Genomic DNA, 18,558 nt, shown 5'->3' with positions numbered 1-18,558 from the left:
GCCGCTGTCTGCTGCCGCTTGAAATGAAACTGTCTGGCGGCGGGGCAGTAATCAATGGCAATGGTGCGAACGATCGTGCAACATTTGCGCACCGCGCACGCCCCGGGGCCTGGAATGGCCAATAGAGGGCAGGGCGCCGCTGTATTTTTGCAACTTTAACTAATGGGTCCTAAAACGACATGGCAAACCCGGACGCCCTGAATCAGCAGCGATCTTCTGCTCGCCTGCTGCAACCGACCGTCAAATCGCATCTGGCCTACACGCTGCTTTGTGCGCTGGTCATGATGGTGATGTTTTCCGTGCTGCGCCTCGCGCTGCTGGTCTACAACCGCGAGATGATCCTCGATACCCCGGCCTCGACCTTCCTCGAAGCTTTCGCCAACGGCCTGCGTTTCGACCTGCGCCTGGTGGTTTACCTGTGCATTCCGTTGGTACTGGCGCTGTTCAGCGCACGGGCCATGGCAGCACGCGGTTTCTTCCGTCTGTGGCTGACCATCGCTTCGAGCATCGCGCTGTTCCTCGGCCTGATGGAGATGGACTTCTACCGCGAGTTCCACCAGCGCCTTAACGGTCTGGTGTTCCAGTACGTGAAAGAAGACCCGAAAACCGTGATGAGCATGCTCTGGTACGGTTTCCCGGTGGTGCGTTATCTGCTGGCGTGGGTCGTCGGCACGGTGATTCTGACCCTGGCGTTCAAAGGCGCTGATCGTGCAACGCGTCCGCGCGGGCCGTTCAGCGGCGGTACCGTCAGCAGCCGTCAGGTGGCGCCGTGGTACACCCGCGCTGCGGTATTCGTGGTGTGCCTGTTGATCTGCGTGGTTGCCGCGCGTGGCACCCTGCGTCAGGGCCCGCCAATGCGTTGGGGTGATGTCTACACCACCGATTCCAACTTCGCCAACCAGCTCGGCCTCAACGGTACGCTGTCGCTGATCGCCGCTGCGAAAGACCGCATGGGCGAAGACCGCGACAACATCTGGAAAGCCACACTGCCGCAAGAAGAAGCGCAGAAAGTGGTGCGCGAGATGTTGGTGATGCCGGACGACAAACTGGTCGACGCTGATATTGCCGCCGTGCGCCGTGATTACACGCCGCCGGCCGACAAGACCCTGCCGATCAAGAACGTTGTCGTGATCCTGATGGAAAGCATGGCCGGTCACTCGGTCGGTGCATTGGGCGCGCCGGGCAACATCACGCCGTACCTCGACAAACTGTCGAAGGAAGGCCTGCTGTTCGACCGTTTCTTCTCCAACGGCACGCACACCCACCAGGGTATGTTCGCGACCATGGCCTGCTTCCCGAACCTGCCGGGTTTCGAATACCTGATGCAGACCCCGGAAGGCAGCCACAAACTGTCCGGCCTGCCGCAGTTGCTCAGCGCGCGTGACTACGACGACGTCTATGTCTACAACGGTGACTTCGCCTGGGACAACCAGTCGGGTTTCTTCAGCAACCAGGGCATGACCAACTTCGTTGGCCGTAACGATTTCGTCGATCCGGTGTTCTCCGATCCTACGTGGGGCGTGTCCGACCAGGACATGTTCGATCGCGGTCTGGTCGAGTTGAAGGCACGTGAAAACGGCAAGCCGTTCTATGCGTTGCTGCAAACCCTGTCCAACCACACGCCATACGCCTTGCCGTCGCCATTGCCGGTCGAGCGCGTCACCGATCGTGGCAGCCTCAACGAACACTTGACCGCCATGCGTTACTCCGACTGGGCATTGGGTCAGTTCTTCGAGAAGGCGCGCAAAGAGCCGTACTTCAAGGAAACCCTGTTCGTCATCGTCGGTGACCACGGTTTCGGCAATGAGCGTCAGATCACCGAAATGGATCTGGGTCGCTTCAACGTGCCGATGCTGATGATCGCGCCGGGCATCCAGGAGAAGTTCGGCACCCGTGACCACACCGTGGGCACACAGATCGACATCGTGCCGACCATCATGGGTCGCCTCGGTGGCGAAGTGCGTCACCAGTGCTGGGGCCGTGACCTACTCAACCTGCCGGAAGGCGACACTGGTTTCGGTGTGATCAAACCGTCGGGCAGCGAGCAGACCACTGCCATCGTCACCGCAGACCAGATTCTGGTACTGCCGAAAGACAAGGACATGTCGGCGAAGGTCTATCAGTACCAACTGGGCGCCACCCCAAGTGCCGAGGTTATTCCGGATGCACCACGCGCTGCCGAGTTGAAACACAAACTCGAAGCGTTCCTGCAAACGGCGACCAAGAGCCTGATGGACAACACCGCCGGTGTGATTAACGGCAAGCCGGACTAAGCGCTATAAAGTAAAAGTCCGCGCAATAAAAAAGAGGCCCTGAAAAGGGCCTCTTTTTTTTTGCCGGCTAGAGGGTTATATCCGACCCAGTAGCAACAGCACCAACAGCACGACCAGCACCACACCGATGATGCCCGACGGACCATAACCCCAACTTCTGGAGTGCGGGAAGACCGGCAGACCACCGATCAGCAACAGGATCAGGATAATGATAAGAATTGTGCCCATGTCGATTTCCTTGTTGAGAGAGTTCGAGAAGTCTTGGTGTTCAAGGGGCGACTGGAGACTAAGTAATTCCAGACGGCTTACAAAATCCGACTGGTGCGAATGAAAGAAAATTCAATGTTTTTTTAATGTATTTAGATTTCAGGCTTATTTCCTTTAAGGCCAAAGATCAAAAGATCGCAGCCTTCGGCAGCTCCTACAGGAATTCGTGTACGGCGCGATCTTTTGATCCTCCATTCAGCAACTTGATGGAGCGTGGGCGCACACACAACCTTCGCTACACTCCGCGCATCTTCCCCAGAACAACAAGGCTGTGTGCTATGCAAAATCGCATGATGATCACTGGCGCGGGCTCAGGCCTGGGTCGCGAAATCGCGCTGCGCTGGGCGCGTGAAGGCTGGCAACTGGCCTTGTCCGACGTCAGCGAACCCGGCCTGCAGGAAACCCTGAAAATGGTGCGCGAGGCGGGCGGCGACGGCTTCATCCAGCGCTGCGATGTGCGTGATTACAGCCAACTCACAGCCTTCGCACAGGCTTGCGAAGAAAAACTTGGCGGCATCGACATCATCGTTAACAACGCCGGCGTCGCGTCAGGCGGTTTCTTCAGCGAACTGTCGCTGGAAGACTGGGACTGGCAGATCGCGATCAACCTGATGGGTGTGGTCAAGGGTTGCAAAGCGTTCCTGCCGCTGCTCGAACAAAGCAAAGGCAAGATCATCAACATCGCCTCGATGGCCGCGCTGATGCAGGGCCCGGCAATGAGCAACTACAACGTCGCCAAGGCTGGTGTCGTGGCGCTTTCGGAAAGTCTGTTGATCGAACTGGCACAACAAGAAGTCGGCGTGCATGTGGTCTGTCCTTCGTTCTTTCAGACCAACTTGCTTGATTCTTTCCGTGGCCCGACCCCGGCAATGAAGGCGGCGGTCGGCAAGTTGCTGGAGAGTTCGCCGATTACCGCAGCGGACATCGCCGATTACATTTACCAGCAAGTCGCTGCCGGCGAATTCATGATCCTGCCTCACGAACAAGGGCGCATGGCGTGGGCGATCAAGCAGAAAAACCCGCAACTGCTCTACAACGAAATGACCTCGATGGCGGAGAAAATGCGCGCCAAGGCCAAACAGAACAACGGCTGACCTTGCCCGCCGCGGATTGCGTCGTTAGGGTGGCCGCAATGGTCACCCTGTCGAGACGCGTCAATGCTCAATTACTTGTGGTTCTTCCTCGCGGCGTTGTTTGAAATCGCCGGTTGTTACGCTTTCTTCATGTGGCTGCGTCAGGGCAAAAGTGCGTTGTGGGTGATCCCGGCGTTGCTCAGCCTGACGTTGTTCGCGTTGTTGTTGACCCGTGTTGAAGCCAACTATGCCGGTCGCGCCTACGCCGCTTATGGCGGGATCTACATCGTCGCGTCGATTGGCTGGCTGATGGTGGTCGAGCGGGTTCGTCCGTTGGGTTCGGACTGGATCGGCGTGGCGCTGTGCGTGATCGGCGCCAGCGTGATTCTGTTCGGGCCGCGGTTTTCGGCTGCCTGAATCATCGATTTGTCGGAAGCGTCTGACAGCCAAGGGCTTGGCAAGCTGTAGGGCAAGACTGAATTGCCGGCCACACATTGTGGCGCGCCGGCAAGCCGCGCATCTTCAGGGTTTGCCACCCCCTGAAGGACGAACCTCATGCTTGTACTCAGCCGTGTTGTCGGTGAGTTGATTTCCATCGGCGACGATATTTCCCTGCGCGTGCTGTCCGTCAACGGCTCCAGCGTGCGCTTTGGCGTCGAAGCGCCGAAGAAGGTCAATGTGCACCGCGCCGAAGTCTATGAACGAATCCAGCGCAAGCAGGCCCGCGAAGGGGCCCGCTGAGAAATTCAGTCGAATAGATGCTTGGGCACGTCGTGCTTGAGCATCAACTGGCACTGCTCGCTTTCCGGGTCGAAGACGATCAACGCCTGGCCTTTGGTCAGCGCCTGACGTACGCGCAGCACGCGGGTTTCCAGCGGCGTGTCATCGCCGTTGTCGGTGCCGTCGCGGGTGACAAAATCTTCGATGAGGCGGGTGAGGGTGTCGACTTCAAGAGCGTCGTAAGGGATGAGCATGGGCACCTCGGCTGAATCAATGTCGGGATGCTACGGCGATTGCCGGTTGGCTGCCAGTTTTGTGTTGACCGCACCGGCCTCATCGCGAGCAAGCTCAGCTCCTACAGGAAACGCGGTCAACTGTAGGAGCCGAGCTTGCTCGCGAAGGCGGCCTAATGGTCACATTAATTGTCGGAACGCTGCCCCACCAGACTATCCACCGGCGGCACCCGCGTTTCGCTCTCCATCTGCGTGTCATGTTCAATCTGATGACTGAAGCGATCCAGCGAAGCATTCGCCGGCGCCGCATCACTGGCAAACACCGGTGGGCTCAAGATGTACGCGCCCAACAATCGGCTCAGCGCGGCCAGACTGTCGATGTGCGTACGCTCATAACCATGTGTCGCATCACAACCAAACGCCAGCAGAGCGGTACGAATATCGTGCCCGGCGGTGACCGCCGAATGCGCATCGCTGAAGTAATAGCGGAACAAATCGCGCCTTACCGGTAACTCGTTTTCACTGGCCAGCCGCAACAAGTGTCGCGACAGATGATAGTCATACGGCCCGCCGGAATCCTGCATCGCCACGCTCACTGCGTGTTCGCTGGAATGCTGTCCCGGCGCGACCGGCGCAATGTCGATGCCGACAAATTCACTGACGTCCCACGGCAATGCCGCCGCCGCGCCACTGCCGGTTTCTTCGGTGATGGTGAACAGCGGATGGCAATCAATCATCAATTCCTGACCGCTGTCGACGATGGCTTTCAGCGAAGCCAAAAGCGCAGCAACGCCAGCCTTGTCATCGAGGTGACGGGCGCTGATGTGGCCGCTTTCGGTGAACTCCGGCAGCGGGTCAAACGCCACCACATCGCCAACGCTGATGCCCAGCGAATCGCAATCGGCCTTGGTCGCGCAGTAGGCGTCCAGACGCAATTCGACGTGATCCCAACTGATCGGCATTTCATCCACGGCGGTGTTGAACGCATGCCCGGACGCCATCAACGGCAACACACTGCCGCGAATCACGCCGTTGTCGGTGAACAGGCTAACCCGGCTGCCCTCGGCAAAACGGCTCGACCAGCAACCGACGGGGGCGAGGGTCAGGCGACCGTTGTCTTTCACCGCGCGGACGGCGGCGCCGATGGTGTCGAGGTGCGCGGAGACTGCGCGGTCAGGGCTGTTTTTCTTGCCCTTGAGCGTGGCGCGAATGGTGCCGCGCCGGGTCATTTCGAACGGGATGCCGAGTTCTTCGAGACGCTCGGCGACGTAACGCACGATGGTGTCGGTGAAACCGGTCGGGCTGGGAATGGCGAGCATTTCCAGGAGGACTTTTTGCAGGTAGTTGAGATCCGGTTCGGGGATTTGTGGGGTCATGGAAACTCCTGATGGGTTGAGCACTGATCGTTCCCACGCTCTACGTGGGAATGCAGCCCGGGACGCTCTGCGTCCCAAATGGACGCGGAGCGTCCGGTGAGGCGTTCCCACGCAGAGCGTGGGAACGATCAGGAAGGGGTTAAATGGCCGGCTGACTGTGCGGAAACAACAAATCAACAAACCGCTCAGCCGTCGGCTGCGGTTCATGATTGGCCAGCCCGGCGCGTTCGTTGGCCTCGATAAACACGTATTCCGGCTGATCCGCCGCCGGCACCATCAAGTCGAGGCCAACCATTGGAATGTCCAGCGCCCGCGCCGCACGCACCGCCGCGTCGACCAGTGTCGGATGCAGAATCGCCGTGACGTCCTCCAGCGTGCCACCGGTGTGCAGATTCGCAGTACGGCGCACGAACAAATGTTCACCCGCCGGCAAAACACTGCTGTAGTCATACCCGGCTGCATGCAAGGTGCGCTGGGTTTCGTGATCCAGTGGAATCTTGCTCTCGCCACTGGTGGCCGCTTGCCGGCGTCGACTTTGCGCCTCAATCAACGCGCCAATCGAATGCTGACCATCGCCAACCACTTCCGCCGGTTTGCGAATCGCTGCCGCGACCACTTCAAAACCGATCACCAGAATTCGCAGATCGAGGCCTTCGTGGAAGCTCTCCAACAGCACTCGGCTATCAAATTGTTTCGCCGCTTCGATAGCCTGCTGCAGCTCTTCGATATTCTGCAAATCCACCGCAACGCCCTGGCCCTGTTCACCGTCGAGCGGCTTGACCACCACCCGTTGATGCTCATCGAGAAAGGCCAGATTGTCGTCGGCATTGCCCGCCAGTTGCTGCGACGGCAGATTCAGACCGGCCGCTTTCAGTACTTTGTGGGTAAGGCTTTTGTCCTGACACAGACTCATGCTGATCGCGCTGGTCAGGTCGCTCAGCGATTCACGGCAACGAACGCGACGGCCGCCATGGCTGAGCGTAAACAACCCGGCGTCGGCGTCATCCACCTGCACGTCAATGCCGCGCCGATGCGCCTCTTCAACGATGATCCGCGCATACGGATTGAACTGCGCTTCCGGGCCCGGGCCGAGAAATAGCGGCTGATTGATGCCGTTTTTGCGTTTGATCGCGAAAGTCGACAGGTTGCGAAAACCAAGCTTGGCGTAGAGGTTTTTCGCCTGACGGTTGTCGTGCAACACCGACAGATCGAGATAGCTCAACCCGCGACTCATAAAGTGCTCGACCAGATGACGCACCAGCACTTCGCCGACACCCGGCCGCGAGCATTGCGGATCAACCGCCAGGCACCACAGGCTGCTGCCGTTTTCCGGGTCGTTGAACGCCTTGTGATGATTCAGGCCCATGACGCTGCCGATCACCGCGCCGCTGTCCTCATCCTCGGCCAGCCAATACACCGGGCCGCCCTGATGGTGCGGGGTGAGCAGGGTGGAGTCGATCGGCAACATGCCGCGCGCCTGATACAACAGATTGATCGCCTGCCAGTCCGCCTCGTTCTGCGCCCGGCGAATGCGGAACCCGCGAAACACGCGGGTCGCTTGACGGTAATCGCTGAACCACAAACGCAACGTGTCGGACGGATCGAGAAACAGCTGCGTCGGTTCCAACCCCAGAATCTGCTGCGGCGCAGCCACGTACAGCGCGATATCGCGTTCGCCGGGCTGCTCGTTGAGCAGTTCCTGCGCCAACGACGCCGGGTCAGGAAAGGTGTGGCCGATCAGCAACCGGCCCCAACCGCAATGCACCGCAATCGGCTCGGCGGCGAGTGTGCTGCCGTCTTCAGCCAAACGTGCCTGCAAGCGTTCATAGGACGGGGTCTGACCGCGAATCAGCCGTTGGTTGATGGCCGTGGCGTGGGGTTTCATCGATCAGATTCCTTGTTCACTGAGCCACAGGTTCAGAGCAGCCAGTTGCCACAGTTTCGAACCGCGCAACGGCGTCAGTTGGCCTTGCGGGTCGGTCAGCAATTTATCGAGCATGGCCGGGTTGAACAGGCCGCGATCCTGACTCGGATCGAGCAGCAGTTCGCGCACCCAGTTCAAGGTGTCGCCTTGCAAATGCTTGAGGCCCGGCACCGGGAAATAGCCTTTTTTACGGTCGATCACTTCACTCGGAATGACCCGGCGCGCGGCTTCTTTCAGCACCTGCTTGCCGCCATCCGGCAGCTTGAATTTGCCCGGCACACGGGCCGACAGTTCAACCAGTCGGTAGTCGAGAAACGGCGTACGCGCTTCCAGGCCCCAAGCCATGGTCATGTTGTCGACGCGTTTGACCGGGTCATCGACCAGCATCACCGTGCTGTCCAGACGCAGCGCTTTGTCCACAGCGGCATCTGCGCCGGGCTGTGCGAAATGTTCCTTTACGAAGTCGCCGGCAGCGTCATTCGCGGTCAGCCATTTCGGTTGCACGGTGGCCGCGTAGTCGTCATAACTGCGGTCGAAAAACGCGTTGCGATACGCCGCGTACGGGTCGGCCGCGCCGTCGACTTGCGGGTACCAGTGATAACCGGCGAACAGCTCATCCGCGCCTTGGCCGCTCTGCACCACCTTGCAGTGCTTGGCCACTTCGCGCGACAGCAGATAGAAAGCGATGCAGTCGTGGCTGACCATCGGCTCGCTCATCGCGCGGAACGCGGCGGGCAGTTGCTCGATGATTTCTTTCTCGTCGATACGCAACTGATGATGCTGCGTACCGTAGTGTTTGGCGATCAGATCCGAATACTGGAACTCGTCACCGCGCTCGCCGCCGGCATCTTGAAAACCGATGGAAAAGGTCGACAGATTCTCCACGCCGACTTCGCGCAACAGACCGACGAGCATGCTCGAATCGACACCGCCGGACAGCAGCACGCCGACATCGACGGCGGCACGTTGACGAATCGCCACCGCTTCGCGAGTGCTGTCCAGCACGCGGTCGACCCAGTCTTCCAGCGTCAGATTTTTCTCGTCGTCGTGTGGGCCGTAAGGCAGTGTCCACCAGGTTTTCTGCTCGGTGGTGCCATCGGCTTCAACGCGCATCCAGCTCGCTGGCGGCAGCTTTTCGATGCCAGCCAGCAAGGTGCGCGGCGCAGGCACCACGGCGTGAAAATTCAGGTAGTGATTGAGCGCCACCGGATCGAGGATCGGGTTGATGTCGCCGCCCTTGAGCAGCGCCGGCAGGGCCGAGGCAAAACGCAAACGCTGACCGGTGCGCGATAGGTACAGCGGCTTCACGCCGAGACGGTCACGGGCGATAAACAGACGCTTGGCATCGCGCTCCCAAATGGCAAAGGCGAACATGCCATTGAGTTTCGGCAGCAGCGCTTCGCCCCAGGCGTGGTAGCCCTTGAGCAGCACTTCGGTGTCGCCACCGGAATAGAAGGCATAGCCCAGCGCTTCGAGCTCAGCGCGCAATTCCGGGAAGTTATAGATCGCGCCGTTGAAGGCCAGCGACAGGCCGAGTTGACTGTCGACCATCGGCTGCGCCGAACCGTCCGACAAGTCCATGATTTTCAGGCGACGATGGCCAAGGGCAATCGGCCCTTGAGCATGAAAGCCCCACGCGTCAGGGCCGCGAGGCGCCAGGTGATGGGTGATTCGCTCGATGGCTGCAAGGTCTGCAGGTTGTTGATCAAAACGTAACTCGCCAGCTAATCCGCACATAAAGTCCTTACCGGTTTTTCCGTTGGGGAGGGTATTTCTTCAGCGGCCGACATGGCCGGTACTCAGAAACTGACCCGGTGCGGTTGTGGGAGTTTTAGAACGATGAGTTATAAGCGCACGTATCCGACGATCCGCAAAGCCCCGACGTGCGTCACTTCCCATAACAGCGGATCGAAATCAAATGGCGGTATATAGATATTTTATCGGTACAAAAAACTGTTGAATCACCTGCGTTTCAGCCGTTTTTTTAGGTTTTTTATTTTTCCTCGGTATTGATATGGTCGTCGTTCGAACCCGCAATAAAGGACTATTGCAGATGCCGACCACAGAAATAAAAACGCTGTCTCAAGATCTGACTTTGAACACGTTGCTCGACGCCACTGGCGATCTGGACAGCGCCGAAGCCTTGCAAAAAAACCTGCCCGCTTTTTTGCTGAAATGTTCAGCCACCCAACTCGCGGCGATTGATCGAACCACTCGAGAGTTGCATGCCGTTCAACTGACAGTCGAAAAGGAGCTGGCCACGCTCAAGCCGTTGCACTCCTTTTGTATCGATGAACTGACCGTTGCGCTGCGCCAGAAATGGCCGGTGGATTTCGACGTAGAAAAGGATTTTCTGAGCTTGCCCGGTGCCGATTGCGGCTGCGAGCCGATATCGACAGATGAAAACGGCGTAAAAACCTTTCCGGCGGCTACGCAGACGTTGCTACAGGCCGCCATGCAGAATTTCACCGAAGAGGAAGCCGCCGGCGGTTTTCCCGTCGGCAGTCAGGTCGTCGTACAAAGCACTCCGGGCGGCGTAAGCGGTTTGACTGTGGCGGCTTTTGCCGGGCTATGCCGAGAGCTGGATCTTGGTAAACGCTACCAGGCGCATTTTCAGCAGGTCTTCGGGCCCTTGGAGGGTGACGACAAGGCTGTGGTGCGCAACGCCATGGTTCACGACATTGCGAACATGAAAAAGCTGTCGTTGCAATTGGACACCCAACTCGCCGCCATCAAAAATCACATCACCCCTGCCGGGTTGCAGACTGTGCAAAGGCTAATTGACGCCGAGGGTGTGGTGTCGACGGCAACGCTGCTCTACAACAAACAGACACTGATGATGCAAGGCCTGGAGATTTTCGACAGCTGCGTCTGGGGTGTCGTGGTGTTTTGCGCCCATTCGTTCGAATCGCATCCTCAGGAACCGTGCCTGGTGTATATGGCGGGAGAGCCCGAGCGCGCGTTGTACGAGTACCCGAGCTTCAATGCGTTCAAACAGTACCTGACGCAAAAGTTGAAGGATCGGCGCTACAAGGATTACTTCGCCAACAGCATTGATGAAGATGATAAGGCAGATTTTTTCAAGGCTGTCGCCGATTCCGCTGAGTTGGGATCCATCAAGTCGTTGCCGATCACGGTGCCGCTGTTCGAGTTCATGATGCAAAGTCACGTAGGCAAAATGCAGGTTGATGCACGCAAACTGGCGGTGCCGACCGCCGACATTGATGACGATGCACGCCGCAAACGTCTGCTGGATTTTCTCCAGCTCGGTGTCACCGTTGCCTCCGTAGCAGGATTTTTTGTACCGGTACTCGGCCAACTGATGATGGGCGTTGCGGTAGGGCAATTGCTTGGCGAGGTGTATGAAGGCATCGAGGACTGGCAGCGGGGCGACCAGCAGGAAGCGCTGTCACACCTGCTCAGCGTGGCGGAAAATATTGCACTGATGGGCGTGTTCGCGGGTGGCCAGAAAGTCGTTGGCACGCTCGGACGCGATCTGGTGCGTTCACATCCGGCGTTCTTCGGCCAGTTCACCGCGATTTTCAATCAGGCCGGCAAACCACGGCTGTGGAAACCTGATTTAAGCCCTTACGAGCATGACCTTCCGCGCGGATTCACGCTGGCTGAAGGAACCGAAGAACTGCATCAGATCGGCAGCACGGAGTACGGCCGCGTCGGGCACCGGATCCTTGCGGGCACTTTCGATTCGGCATTGCGTACCTGGCGCCTGCAACACCCTGGACGCCCTGAAGCGTTCTCCCCTGTACTTGAACGTCACGTCGAAGGTGGCTGGCGCACTCCGGCCGAAGACACAGAACAGTGGCGCAGCGCGGCGTATACCCTCAAACGCATCGATCCACAGCTGTGTGATTTTACCGATGCCGAACTGGACATGATGCGCAGGATCAGTGGCGACCGCTACGAAGCGTTGCAGCGTGCCTTGCACGACAATCTGCCGCTGTCATCCCGGCTGCGCGACAGCGTGGAGCGATTGCGTACGGAGCGACGGTTACGCGTGCTCATCGCCGAGCTTGAGCGGGGCGAAACCCACTCAGGGCAACCTGTGCATGAACAGTTGCGTGCGTTGTCGAAGCTGCCCGGCTGGCCCACAGACCGTTACATCGCGGTCACCGATGCCGCGGGCGAAGTCACCGCAACCTATCCTCTCACTGCGGTGCGCGACGATCGTCTCAGTGTGGTGATCACTGAAGATCAATTGGCCGAAGGGCAATTGCTGCAAACGGTGATCGATGGTTTGTATCAGAAGGAAGTCGATGCCTTGCTGGGGGGCAATCCCGGTCGTCAGAACGAACGCGAGATTCTCGCTAAAAAACTCGGCTCACGGCTCAAGGCTGATCGTCCGGCGGTGTTCCAGCGAATGTATGAACGCTATGACCGGATCGAGGCTGACGATGTGCAGAAGCTGCGCAATACGTTTGTCGAGCTGCCGGCGCGCCATGCGCAGCGTCTTATCGATCAAGCGCCGAGTGTCGAGCGTCTGCACCTGCGTTCTAGCGGTCGAGTGCCTGTCGGTCTGGCGCAGAAGGTCAGGGCCGCGACCCATCAGGTACGTGTTGATCGTGCGCTGATCGGGCTTCATTTGCCGGCAATGGCCAACCCGGACACTGAAAAACTGGCCATACAGTTACTGCCCCGTCTGAGCGGCTGGGATGCACAACTGCGGCTTGAGGTACGAGAAAAAACCCTGAAAGGGCCTTTGCTGGAAGCGATTGGTGTCGCGCCGGCGACGCCCTTGAACACCCGCACTTTGGTTAAATCCAATGGCGGGTATGAGGTGTTTGATGGCGACAGCAAATCGCTGGGACGGGTTGAGGCGGGGGCTGACGAGCGCTATCAAGCCATTCTCAAGGCGCTGACTCCTGCGCAACGTGCCGCCGCCGGTTTCCCCGATCCGGTGCCTGCTGATGGGGCTCGACTACGCAACAAGCTGCTTGAAACTGCACTGGACGAGCGCGAGGTGACTGCGCGGATGTTGATCTCCGGCAAGTCTGAGCCGGTTGTTTTCGAGCCGGCTTGTGTGCAGGCCGATCAGGTGATGACGACGACTCATCCGCGAGCATTGCTGCGCAAAGTCTTGAGGCTTTTCCCCAGCTACACCGAGACCCAGGCCAGCCAATTGATCGATCAGTTGGGCAACGACCCGCTGACCCGGGCAACCGGTGTTAAAGCGTTGCGTGAGGATCTGCGCAGCCTGCGCGATGCACTGGAACTCTGGAGCGAGGATGAGCCCGCGATAAGGGCGCTCGGCGGGGATGGGCAAGAGGTGCGTCATAGTCGCAAAGCCACCGCTGAACTGATTGAGGACAGTTTTCGGCGACTCTTGTGGGTCAGAGACGCCAATGGCCAACCCGTTTGTACCTTGAATCTGGACGGCATGCGAGTCGGCAAACTGCCCACCCTGCCACCGGGTCTGAAGTTCGACCACATCAAACGATTGTCGTTGAGGAACATGGAGCAAGGCGACGATATCGCGTATTTCCTTCGCTCGTTCAAGCAAGTTGAAACGCTGGAGCTTGATCGCAATAAGCTCACTCGGCTGCCGGAAATTCTGTCGTTCATGCCTGATCTGGGTCGGTTGAGCCTGGCGGGTAACCAGATCAGGCTGACCGAGCAGACGCTGTTGAAGCTGAGCCAGTTGCGCACGCTTCACAGTTTGAATCTGAGCGGCAATCCGCTGGGGGCAACCCCGGATGTCAGTCATATGTTGAAATTGCGCTCTCTGGCACTGCGCGAGACCGGTGCTACGGAATTGCCCAAAGGTCTGGCACGCTTGCCGGATCCGGACTGGGTGGATTTGCGCAACAACGAAATAAAGGTATTGCCGGATTGGCTCTTCACAACCCCGCGCCGTTTCAGTGAGGCACTTAACCTGCGATTCAATCCACTGTCCGATGTCAGCAACACGCACCTGTCCAATTACCGGGAAAACATCGGCGTCGGCATGGGCTATCTGGATAACGATAATGCCCGTCTCGACGAAAACCAGGCGCGATCGCTCTGGTTCACTGACGGCGCGGGGGAGGACTGGAATCGTCGTAACCGAATCTGGACGGCATTCAAGGATGATCCGAGGGCCGAAGGATTATTCCATTTGCTGGCGGAACTCAGTCATACCGCCGATTCCGAGAAAGCGACCAAAGACATGCATCGGCGGGTCTGGGCAGTACTCGAGGCGGCGGAGCAGCGAGCGCCGTTGTACGAACAGATCCTCGATCTGGCGGCCAATCCGATCAACTGTACGGACAGTGCAGCGATAAACTTCAGTCATCTGGAAATCGCCGTTGAAGTCGACAGGGTGATCAGCCCTGCTGAAGGTCGGGTAAATGGTGCCAAACCCCTGATCAAACTCGGCCGTGGTCTGTTCCGTCTGGATCAGTTGAACCAGATCGCTCAAGAACATGCCGACAAGAATCCGACCGCCGATCCTTTGGAGGTCAACCTCGCGTATCGCACCGGTCTCGCCGATGACCTGGATCTGCCGGGGCAGCCGCGGTTCATGCGTTATGCATTACTGGGCGGTGTGACCCGTGCTGATCTGGACATTGCGAAGAACAGGATCATTACGGCTGAAGCTTCAGCGCAGTGGGTGACGTTCCTGCAGCGCCAGTCATTCTGGTGCGATTACCTCAAACGCACGTTCAGTCGCCAGTTCTCCAATATTGACGAGACGTTTTCACCGCAGCTGGATGCCGTATTTGAACAGGCGAGCACACTCAGTTCCGCCGATTATCTCAGTCAGATGGATGCGATCAGGTTCCAGCGGGAGCTGGCTGAGGAAGCTGTGCTGACACGCCTGACCGACGATGCGATACGTTTGGTTAATCTGGGGATCTGCGCCTTGCCCCAAGGGTAAAAGCTACTTGCCGCGAATCAGACGGCGCAGAGCAAAGCGATTGGGATGGCACGCCTCAGCGACACTTCGCGGCAGCGGCAACGGTTCGTTGTCGAGCCAGGCGGCGAGCAATTCACCCGACAGCGGTGCGGTGATCAGACCGCGAGAACCGTGGCCGCTGTTGACGTAGAGCCCGTCAAGCCACGGGCAGGCCACGTCCGGAACCTGGCGGGCATCTTTGGCTAACGTGGCGTATGCCTGATCGAACGCTTCGCGGTCGGCGAGGGGGCCGACGATCGGCAAATAGTCGGGGCTGGTGCAGCGGAATGCGGCGCGGCCCTGAAGGTTTTCGACAGGCTGTTCGCTGATGTGCAGACGCGACACGAGGTCGCTGGAGATTTCTTCGAGCATCGCCAGATTGCCTTCGTGTTCGGCGATGGTCGGGGTCAGGTCGTCGCTGTTGAAATCGAAGCTCGCCCCGAGGGTATGTTCGCCCAAACGTGCCGGGGCGACGTAGCCTTCGGCGCAAACCACGGTAGTCAGGGCCTGGCTTTCTGCGGTCTCGGCAAGGCGAGTGATTTGTCCGCGAATGCGCTTGAGCGGCAGCTCGGCACTTTGCGCAAAACGTTTGATCTCGGCGGCGCCGGCCAGCACCACGACCGGTGCGCTAGCCAGTAAGCGGTCACCGTCGAAGGCTTGCCACTGATCGTCGACTTTGCGCAGTTCCAGTACGTCACGATGGCTGAGCAGTTCGATGTTCGGCTGCGCGGCTTGCGCCTGACACAGCGCCGGTGGATGCACCCAGCCGCCCTCGGGATAGTACAAACCGCCGTGGGCCAAAGCGATGCCGGCGCGGTGTTGCGCTTCGGGCTGGTCGAGCCATTGCAGTAAATCTTCGGGGAAGGCTGCGGCTAATTGCGCGTGGCGCTCGGCTTCCTTGGCATTGAACGCCAGTTGCAGCACGCCGCAATCGTCCCAATCGGTGCCGCGTTGCAGGGTTTCCAGCAAGCGACGGGTGTAGCCGAAACCGCTGACGATCAATTGCGATAACGCGGTGCCGTGGGCGGAGAGCTTCAGATACAGCACGCCCTGCGGATTGCCCGAGGCTTCTTGCGCCACGCCATCGTGGCGCTCCAGCAGACTGACTTGCCAACCGCGTGCGGCGAGGCTTGAAGCCGTGGCGCATCCAGCGAGACCGGCGCCGATTACTAGTGCACGACGTTCGCCTGTCACTGGGGCAGGGCGGGCGAACCACGGCTTTTCCGGGGCGGGTGGCGCAACGTCTGACGGCCAACCGAGGAACTCGCCACGCAGAATTTCCCACTTATGGCCAATGCCCGGCGTGCGTTTCATTTTGAAGCCGGCGGCGTTGAGCAAACGGCGCACCCAACCGGTACTGGTGAAGGTGCTGATGGTCGAGCCGGGTGCCGCGAGTCGTGCCAGTTCGACGAACAGTTCCGCCGTCCACATGTCGGGGTTTTTCGCCGGGGCGAAACCGTCGAGAAACCATGCGTCGATCTGTGCATCGAGTTGCGGCAGTTGCTCCAGTGCATCACCGATCAACAGGGTCAGCGTCACGCGACCGTCGGCCAGGGTGATGCGCTGAAATCCTTGATGGATGGCTACGTAATGCTTGAGTAATTGATCGGCCAACGGTTTGAGTTCTGGCCACAAGGCCAATGCCCGTTGCAGATCGGCCGGGCTCAACGGGTATTTTTCGACGCTGACAAAATGCAACCGCGCCCCGGCCACGGCGTGTTGTTCGAACAACTGCCAGGCACAGAGAAAATTCAGCCCGGTGCCAAAACCGGTTTCGCCGATAACCAGACGACCGCTTGCCGGCAGCGCAGCAAAACGCTCGGCCAGGCGGTTTTGTTCGAGGAACACATAACGGGTTTCATCCAGACCGGACTTGTCGGAAAAATACACGTCATCAAACACTCGCGAACGCGGGCGTCCCTGTTCATCCCAATCGAGTTGGGCGTGGGGCAATACGGGTTTCATGGCAGGCTCGGCAACGTCAAGGCGGCCATTCTAGCCGATCGGGCGAGGGGTGCTTGATCCATGGCAAGGTCTGATCCAGGGGGCCATGGAAAATGTCAAAAGATCGCAGCCTTCGGCAGCTCCTACAGGGTGGATTGCATTCCAGTGTAGGAGCTGGCGCAGGCTGCGATCTGTTCAGAGGTTGTCATCATCCGCTAGTCTTGCTGAACCCTGGAAGGAGCCGTCCAATGTTTGAATCCGCTGAAATCGGTCACGCCATCGACAAAGACACCTACGAGGCCGCCGTCCCGGCACTGCGTGAAGCGCTGCTGGAGGCCCAGTTCGAGTTGCAGCAACAGAAGCGTTTCCCGGTGATCATTTTGATCAACGGCATCGAAGGCGCGGGCAAGGGCGAGACGGTCAAGTTGCTCAACGAGTGGATGGATCCGCGCCTGATCGAGGTGCGCACTTTCGACCAACAGAGCGACGAAGAACTCTCGCGGCCACCGGCCTGGCGTTACTGGCGGATGCTCCCGGCCAAAGGGCGGATGGGGATTTTCTTTGGCAACTGGTACAGCCAGATGCTCCAGGGGCGGGTGCACGGTTTGTTCAAGGATCCACGCCTGGATCAAGCGATCGCTGGCGCCGAGCGTCTGGAAAAGATGCTCTGCGATGAAGGCGCGCTGATCTTCAAATTCTGGTTTCACCTGTCAAAAAAGCAGATGAAGGCGCGACTCAAAGCGTTGGCCGACGATCCGCTGCACAGCTGGCGCATAAGCCCGCTCGACTGGCAGCAATCGGAGACCTACGACAAATTCGTCAAATACGGCGAGCGCGTGCTGCGCCGCACCAGTCGCGATTACGCGCCGTGGCATGTGATCGAAGGCATGGACGCCAACTACCGCAGTCTGGCCGTCGGCAAGATTCTCCTTGAAGGTTTGCAAAGTGCGCTGAAACGCCCGGACGTGCATCCCCACGATGTCAGCGCCGCGCCGCTGGGCACACCGGTTGATCATCTGAACCTGCTCGACAGCCTCGACCTGACCCAGCGTCTGGACAAGAAAGATTACGAAGAGCAACTGATCACCGAACAGGCGCGCCTGTCCGGGCTGATGCGCGACAAACGCATGCGTCGCCATGCGCTGGTCGCGGTGTTCGAAGGCAACGATGCGGCGGGCAAGGGCGGGGCGATCCGTCGGGTCGCGGCGGCACTCGATCCGCGCCAATACAACATCGTGCCGATTGCCGCGCCGACCGAAGAGGAGCGTGCGCAACCGTACCTTTGGCGTTTCTGGCGACATATTCCGGCGCGCGGCAAATTCACCGTGTTCGACCGTTCGTGGTACGGCCGAGTGCTGGTGGAGCGCATTGAAGGTTTCTGCACACCGGCGGACTGGCTGCGTGCGTATGGCGAGATCAATGACTTCGAGGAGCAGTTGGCCGACGCCGGGGTGATCGTCGTCAAGTTCTGGCTGGCGATCGACAAGGACACGCAGATGGAGCGTTTCCAGGAGCGTGAAGAGATCCCGTTCAAGCGCTTCAAGATCACCGAGGACGACTGGCGCAACCGCGACAAGTGGGACGATTACCGTGCCGCCGTCGGCGATATGGTCGATCGCACCAGTTCCGAAATCGCGCCGTGGACGTTGGTTGAGGCCAATGACAAGCGCTGGGCGCGAGTGAAAGTGCTGCGCACGATCAACCGCGCGCTCGAAGACGCGTTCGAGAAATCCGACAAGCACGCGAAAAAGCACAAGGACTGAACCGATGGACACGCATACGCGGGGTGAATGATTGTCGCAGTCGGCAATGGGGTGGACTTATGCTCGGTTCACTCTCAACCGACAACAACAATG

General features: G+C 59.1%; 12 protein-coding genes. 6 read left to right on the top strand and 6 right to left on the bottom strand.

Features of this window, described 5'->3' with window-relative positions; translation table 11 throughout:
• Positions 1 to 179 precede the first annotated feature (179 nt).
• Complete coding sequence (locus QMX93_RS03565; RefSeq protein WP_282352738.1) at positions 180 to 2,273, top strand: LTA synthase family protein; 2,094 nt, start codon at positions 180 to 182, stop codon at positions 2,271 to 2,273.
• 75 nt (positions 2,274 to 2,348) lie between these two features.
• Here QMX93_RS03565 and QMX93_RS03560 read toward each other — a convergent pair whose 3' ends face one another.
• Entirely contained in the window at positions 2,349 to 2,507 is a 159-nt protein-coding gene (locus tag QMX93_RS03560; RefSeq protein WP_169432680.1) for a DUF3309 family protein, read from the bottom strand.
• A 311-nt stretch (positions 2,508 to 2,818) separates the two neighbouring features.
• Here QMX93_RS03560 and QMX93_RS03555 point away from each other — a divergent pair, with 311 nt between their 5' ends.
• The 3 genes from QMX93_RS03555 to csrA all read left to right on the top strand — a co-directional run bounded on the left by QMX93_RS03555 (position 2,819) and on the right by csrA (position 4,354).
• Entirely contained in the window at positions 2,819 to 3,634 is an 816-nt protein-coding gene (locus QMX93_RS03555) for an SDR family oxidoreductase (RefSeq protein ID WP_053122510.1), read from the top strand.
• A gap of 63 nt (positions 3,635 to 3,697) precedes the next feature.
• A complete protein-coding gene (locus QMX93_RS03550) occupies positions 3,698 to 4,030 on the top strand; it encodes a YnfA family protein (RefSeq protein ID WP_053122508.1) in 333 nt (110 codons plus the stop codon).
• A gap of 138 nt (positions 4,031 to 4,168) precedes the next feature.
• The gene (gene csrA / locus QMX93_RS03545) at positions 4,169 to 4,354 is read left to right on the top strand and encodes a carbon storage regulator CsrA (RefSeq protein ID WP_053122506.1); all 186 of its coding nucleotides are present in this window, start codon (positions 4,169 to 4,171) and stop codon (positions 4,352 to 4,354) included.
• Positions 4,355 to 4,359: 5 nt separating this feature from the next.
• Here csrA and QMX93_RS03540 read toward each other — a convergent pair whose 3' ends face one another.
• From QMX93_RS03540 to QMX93_RS03525, 4 genes are all read right to left on the bottom strand, one after another.
• Positions 4,360 to 4,587, bottom strand: a complete 228-nt coding sequence (locus tag QMX93_RS03540; RefSeq protein WP_003192759.1) for a YheU family protein — start codon at positions 4,585 to 4,587, stop codon at positions 4,360 to 4,362.
• Positions 4,588 to 4,751: 164 nt separating this feature from the next.
• Complete coding sequence (locus QMX93_RS03535; protein WP_212543763.1) at positions 4,752 to 5,942, bottom strand: osmoprotectant NAGGN system M42 family peptidase; 1,191 nt, start codon at positions 5,940 to 5,942, stop codon at positions 4,752 to 4,754.
• A 139-nt stretch (positions 5,943 to 6,081) separates the two neighbouring features.
• Complete coding sequence (gene ngg, locus QMX93_RS03530; protein WP_282352733.1) at positions 6,082 to 7,827, bottom strand: N-acetylglutaminylglutamine synthetase; 1,746 nt, start codon at positions 7,825 to 7,827, stop codon at positions 6,082 to 6,084.
• A 3-nt stretch (positions 7,828 to 7,830) separates the two neighbouring features.
• A complete protein-coding gene (locus QMX93_RS03525) occupies positions 7,831 to 9,603 on the bottom strand; it encodes an N-acetylglutaminylglutamine amidotransferase (RefSeq protein ID WP_212548994.1) in 1,773 nt (590 codons plus the stop codon).
• A gap of 316 nt (positions 9,604 to 9,919) precedes the next feature.
• On the opposite strand from QMX93_RS03525, the gene QMX93_RS03520 reads away from it, so the two are divergent.
• Positions 9,920 to 14,740: an NEL-type E3 ubiquitin ligase domain-containing protein gene (locus tag QMX93_RS03520; RefSeq protein WP_282352724.1), complete on the top strand. Its 4,821-nt coding sequence runs from the start codon at positions 9,920 to 9,922 to the stop codon at positions 14,738 to 14,740.
• Between the two features lie 3 nt (positions 14,741 to 14,743).
• On the opposite strand, the gene mnmC is transcribed toward QMX93_RS03520, so the two are convergent.
• Positions 14,744 to 16,723, bottom strand: coding sequence for a bifunctional tRNA (5-methylaminomethyl-2-thiouridine)(34)-methyltransferase MnmD/FAD-dependent 5-carboxymethylaminomethyl-2-thiouridine(34) oxidoreductase MnmC (mnmC, locus tag QMX93_RS03515; RefSeq protein ID WP_282352722.1), 1,980 nt, complete (start codon positions 16,721 to 16,723; stop codon positions 14,744 to 14,746).
• A gap of 227 nt (positions 16,724 to 16,950) precedes the next feature.
• On the opposite strand from mnmC, the gene pap reads away from it, so the two are divergent.
• Positions 16,951 to 18,465 carry a polyphosphate:AMP phosphotransferase gene (gene pap / locus QMX93_RS03510; protein WP_159811527.1) on the top strand — a complete coding sequence of 505 codons (1,515 nt, stop codon included), beginning with the start codon at positions 16,951 to 16,953 and terminating at the stop codon, positions 18,463 to 18,465.
• Positions 18,466 to 18,558: the final 93 nt, after the last annotated feature.

The sequence above is a fragment of the Pseudomonas sp. PS01303 genome, from assembly GCF_029959385.1.
Lineage (GTDB): Bacteria > Pseudomonadota > Gammaproteobacteria > Pseudomonadales > Pseudomonadaceae > Aquipseudomonas > Aquipseudomonas rustica.
Note: the sequence above shows the minus strand (reverse complement) of the source record. Positions and strands in the feature narration are given on the sequence as shown.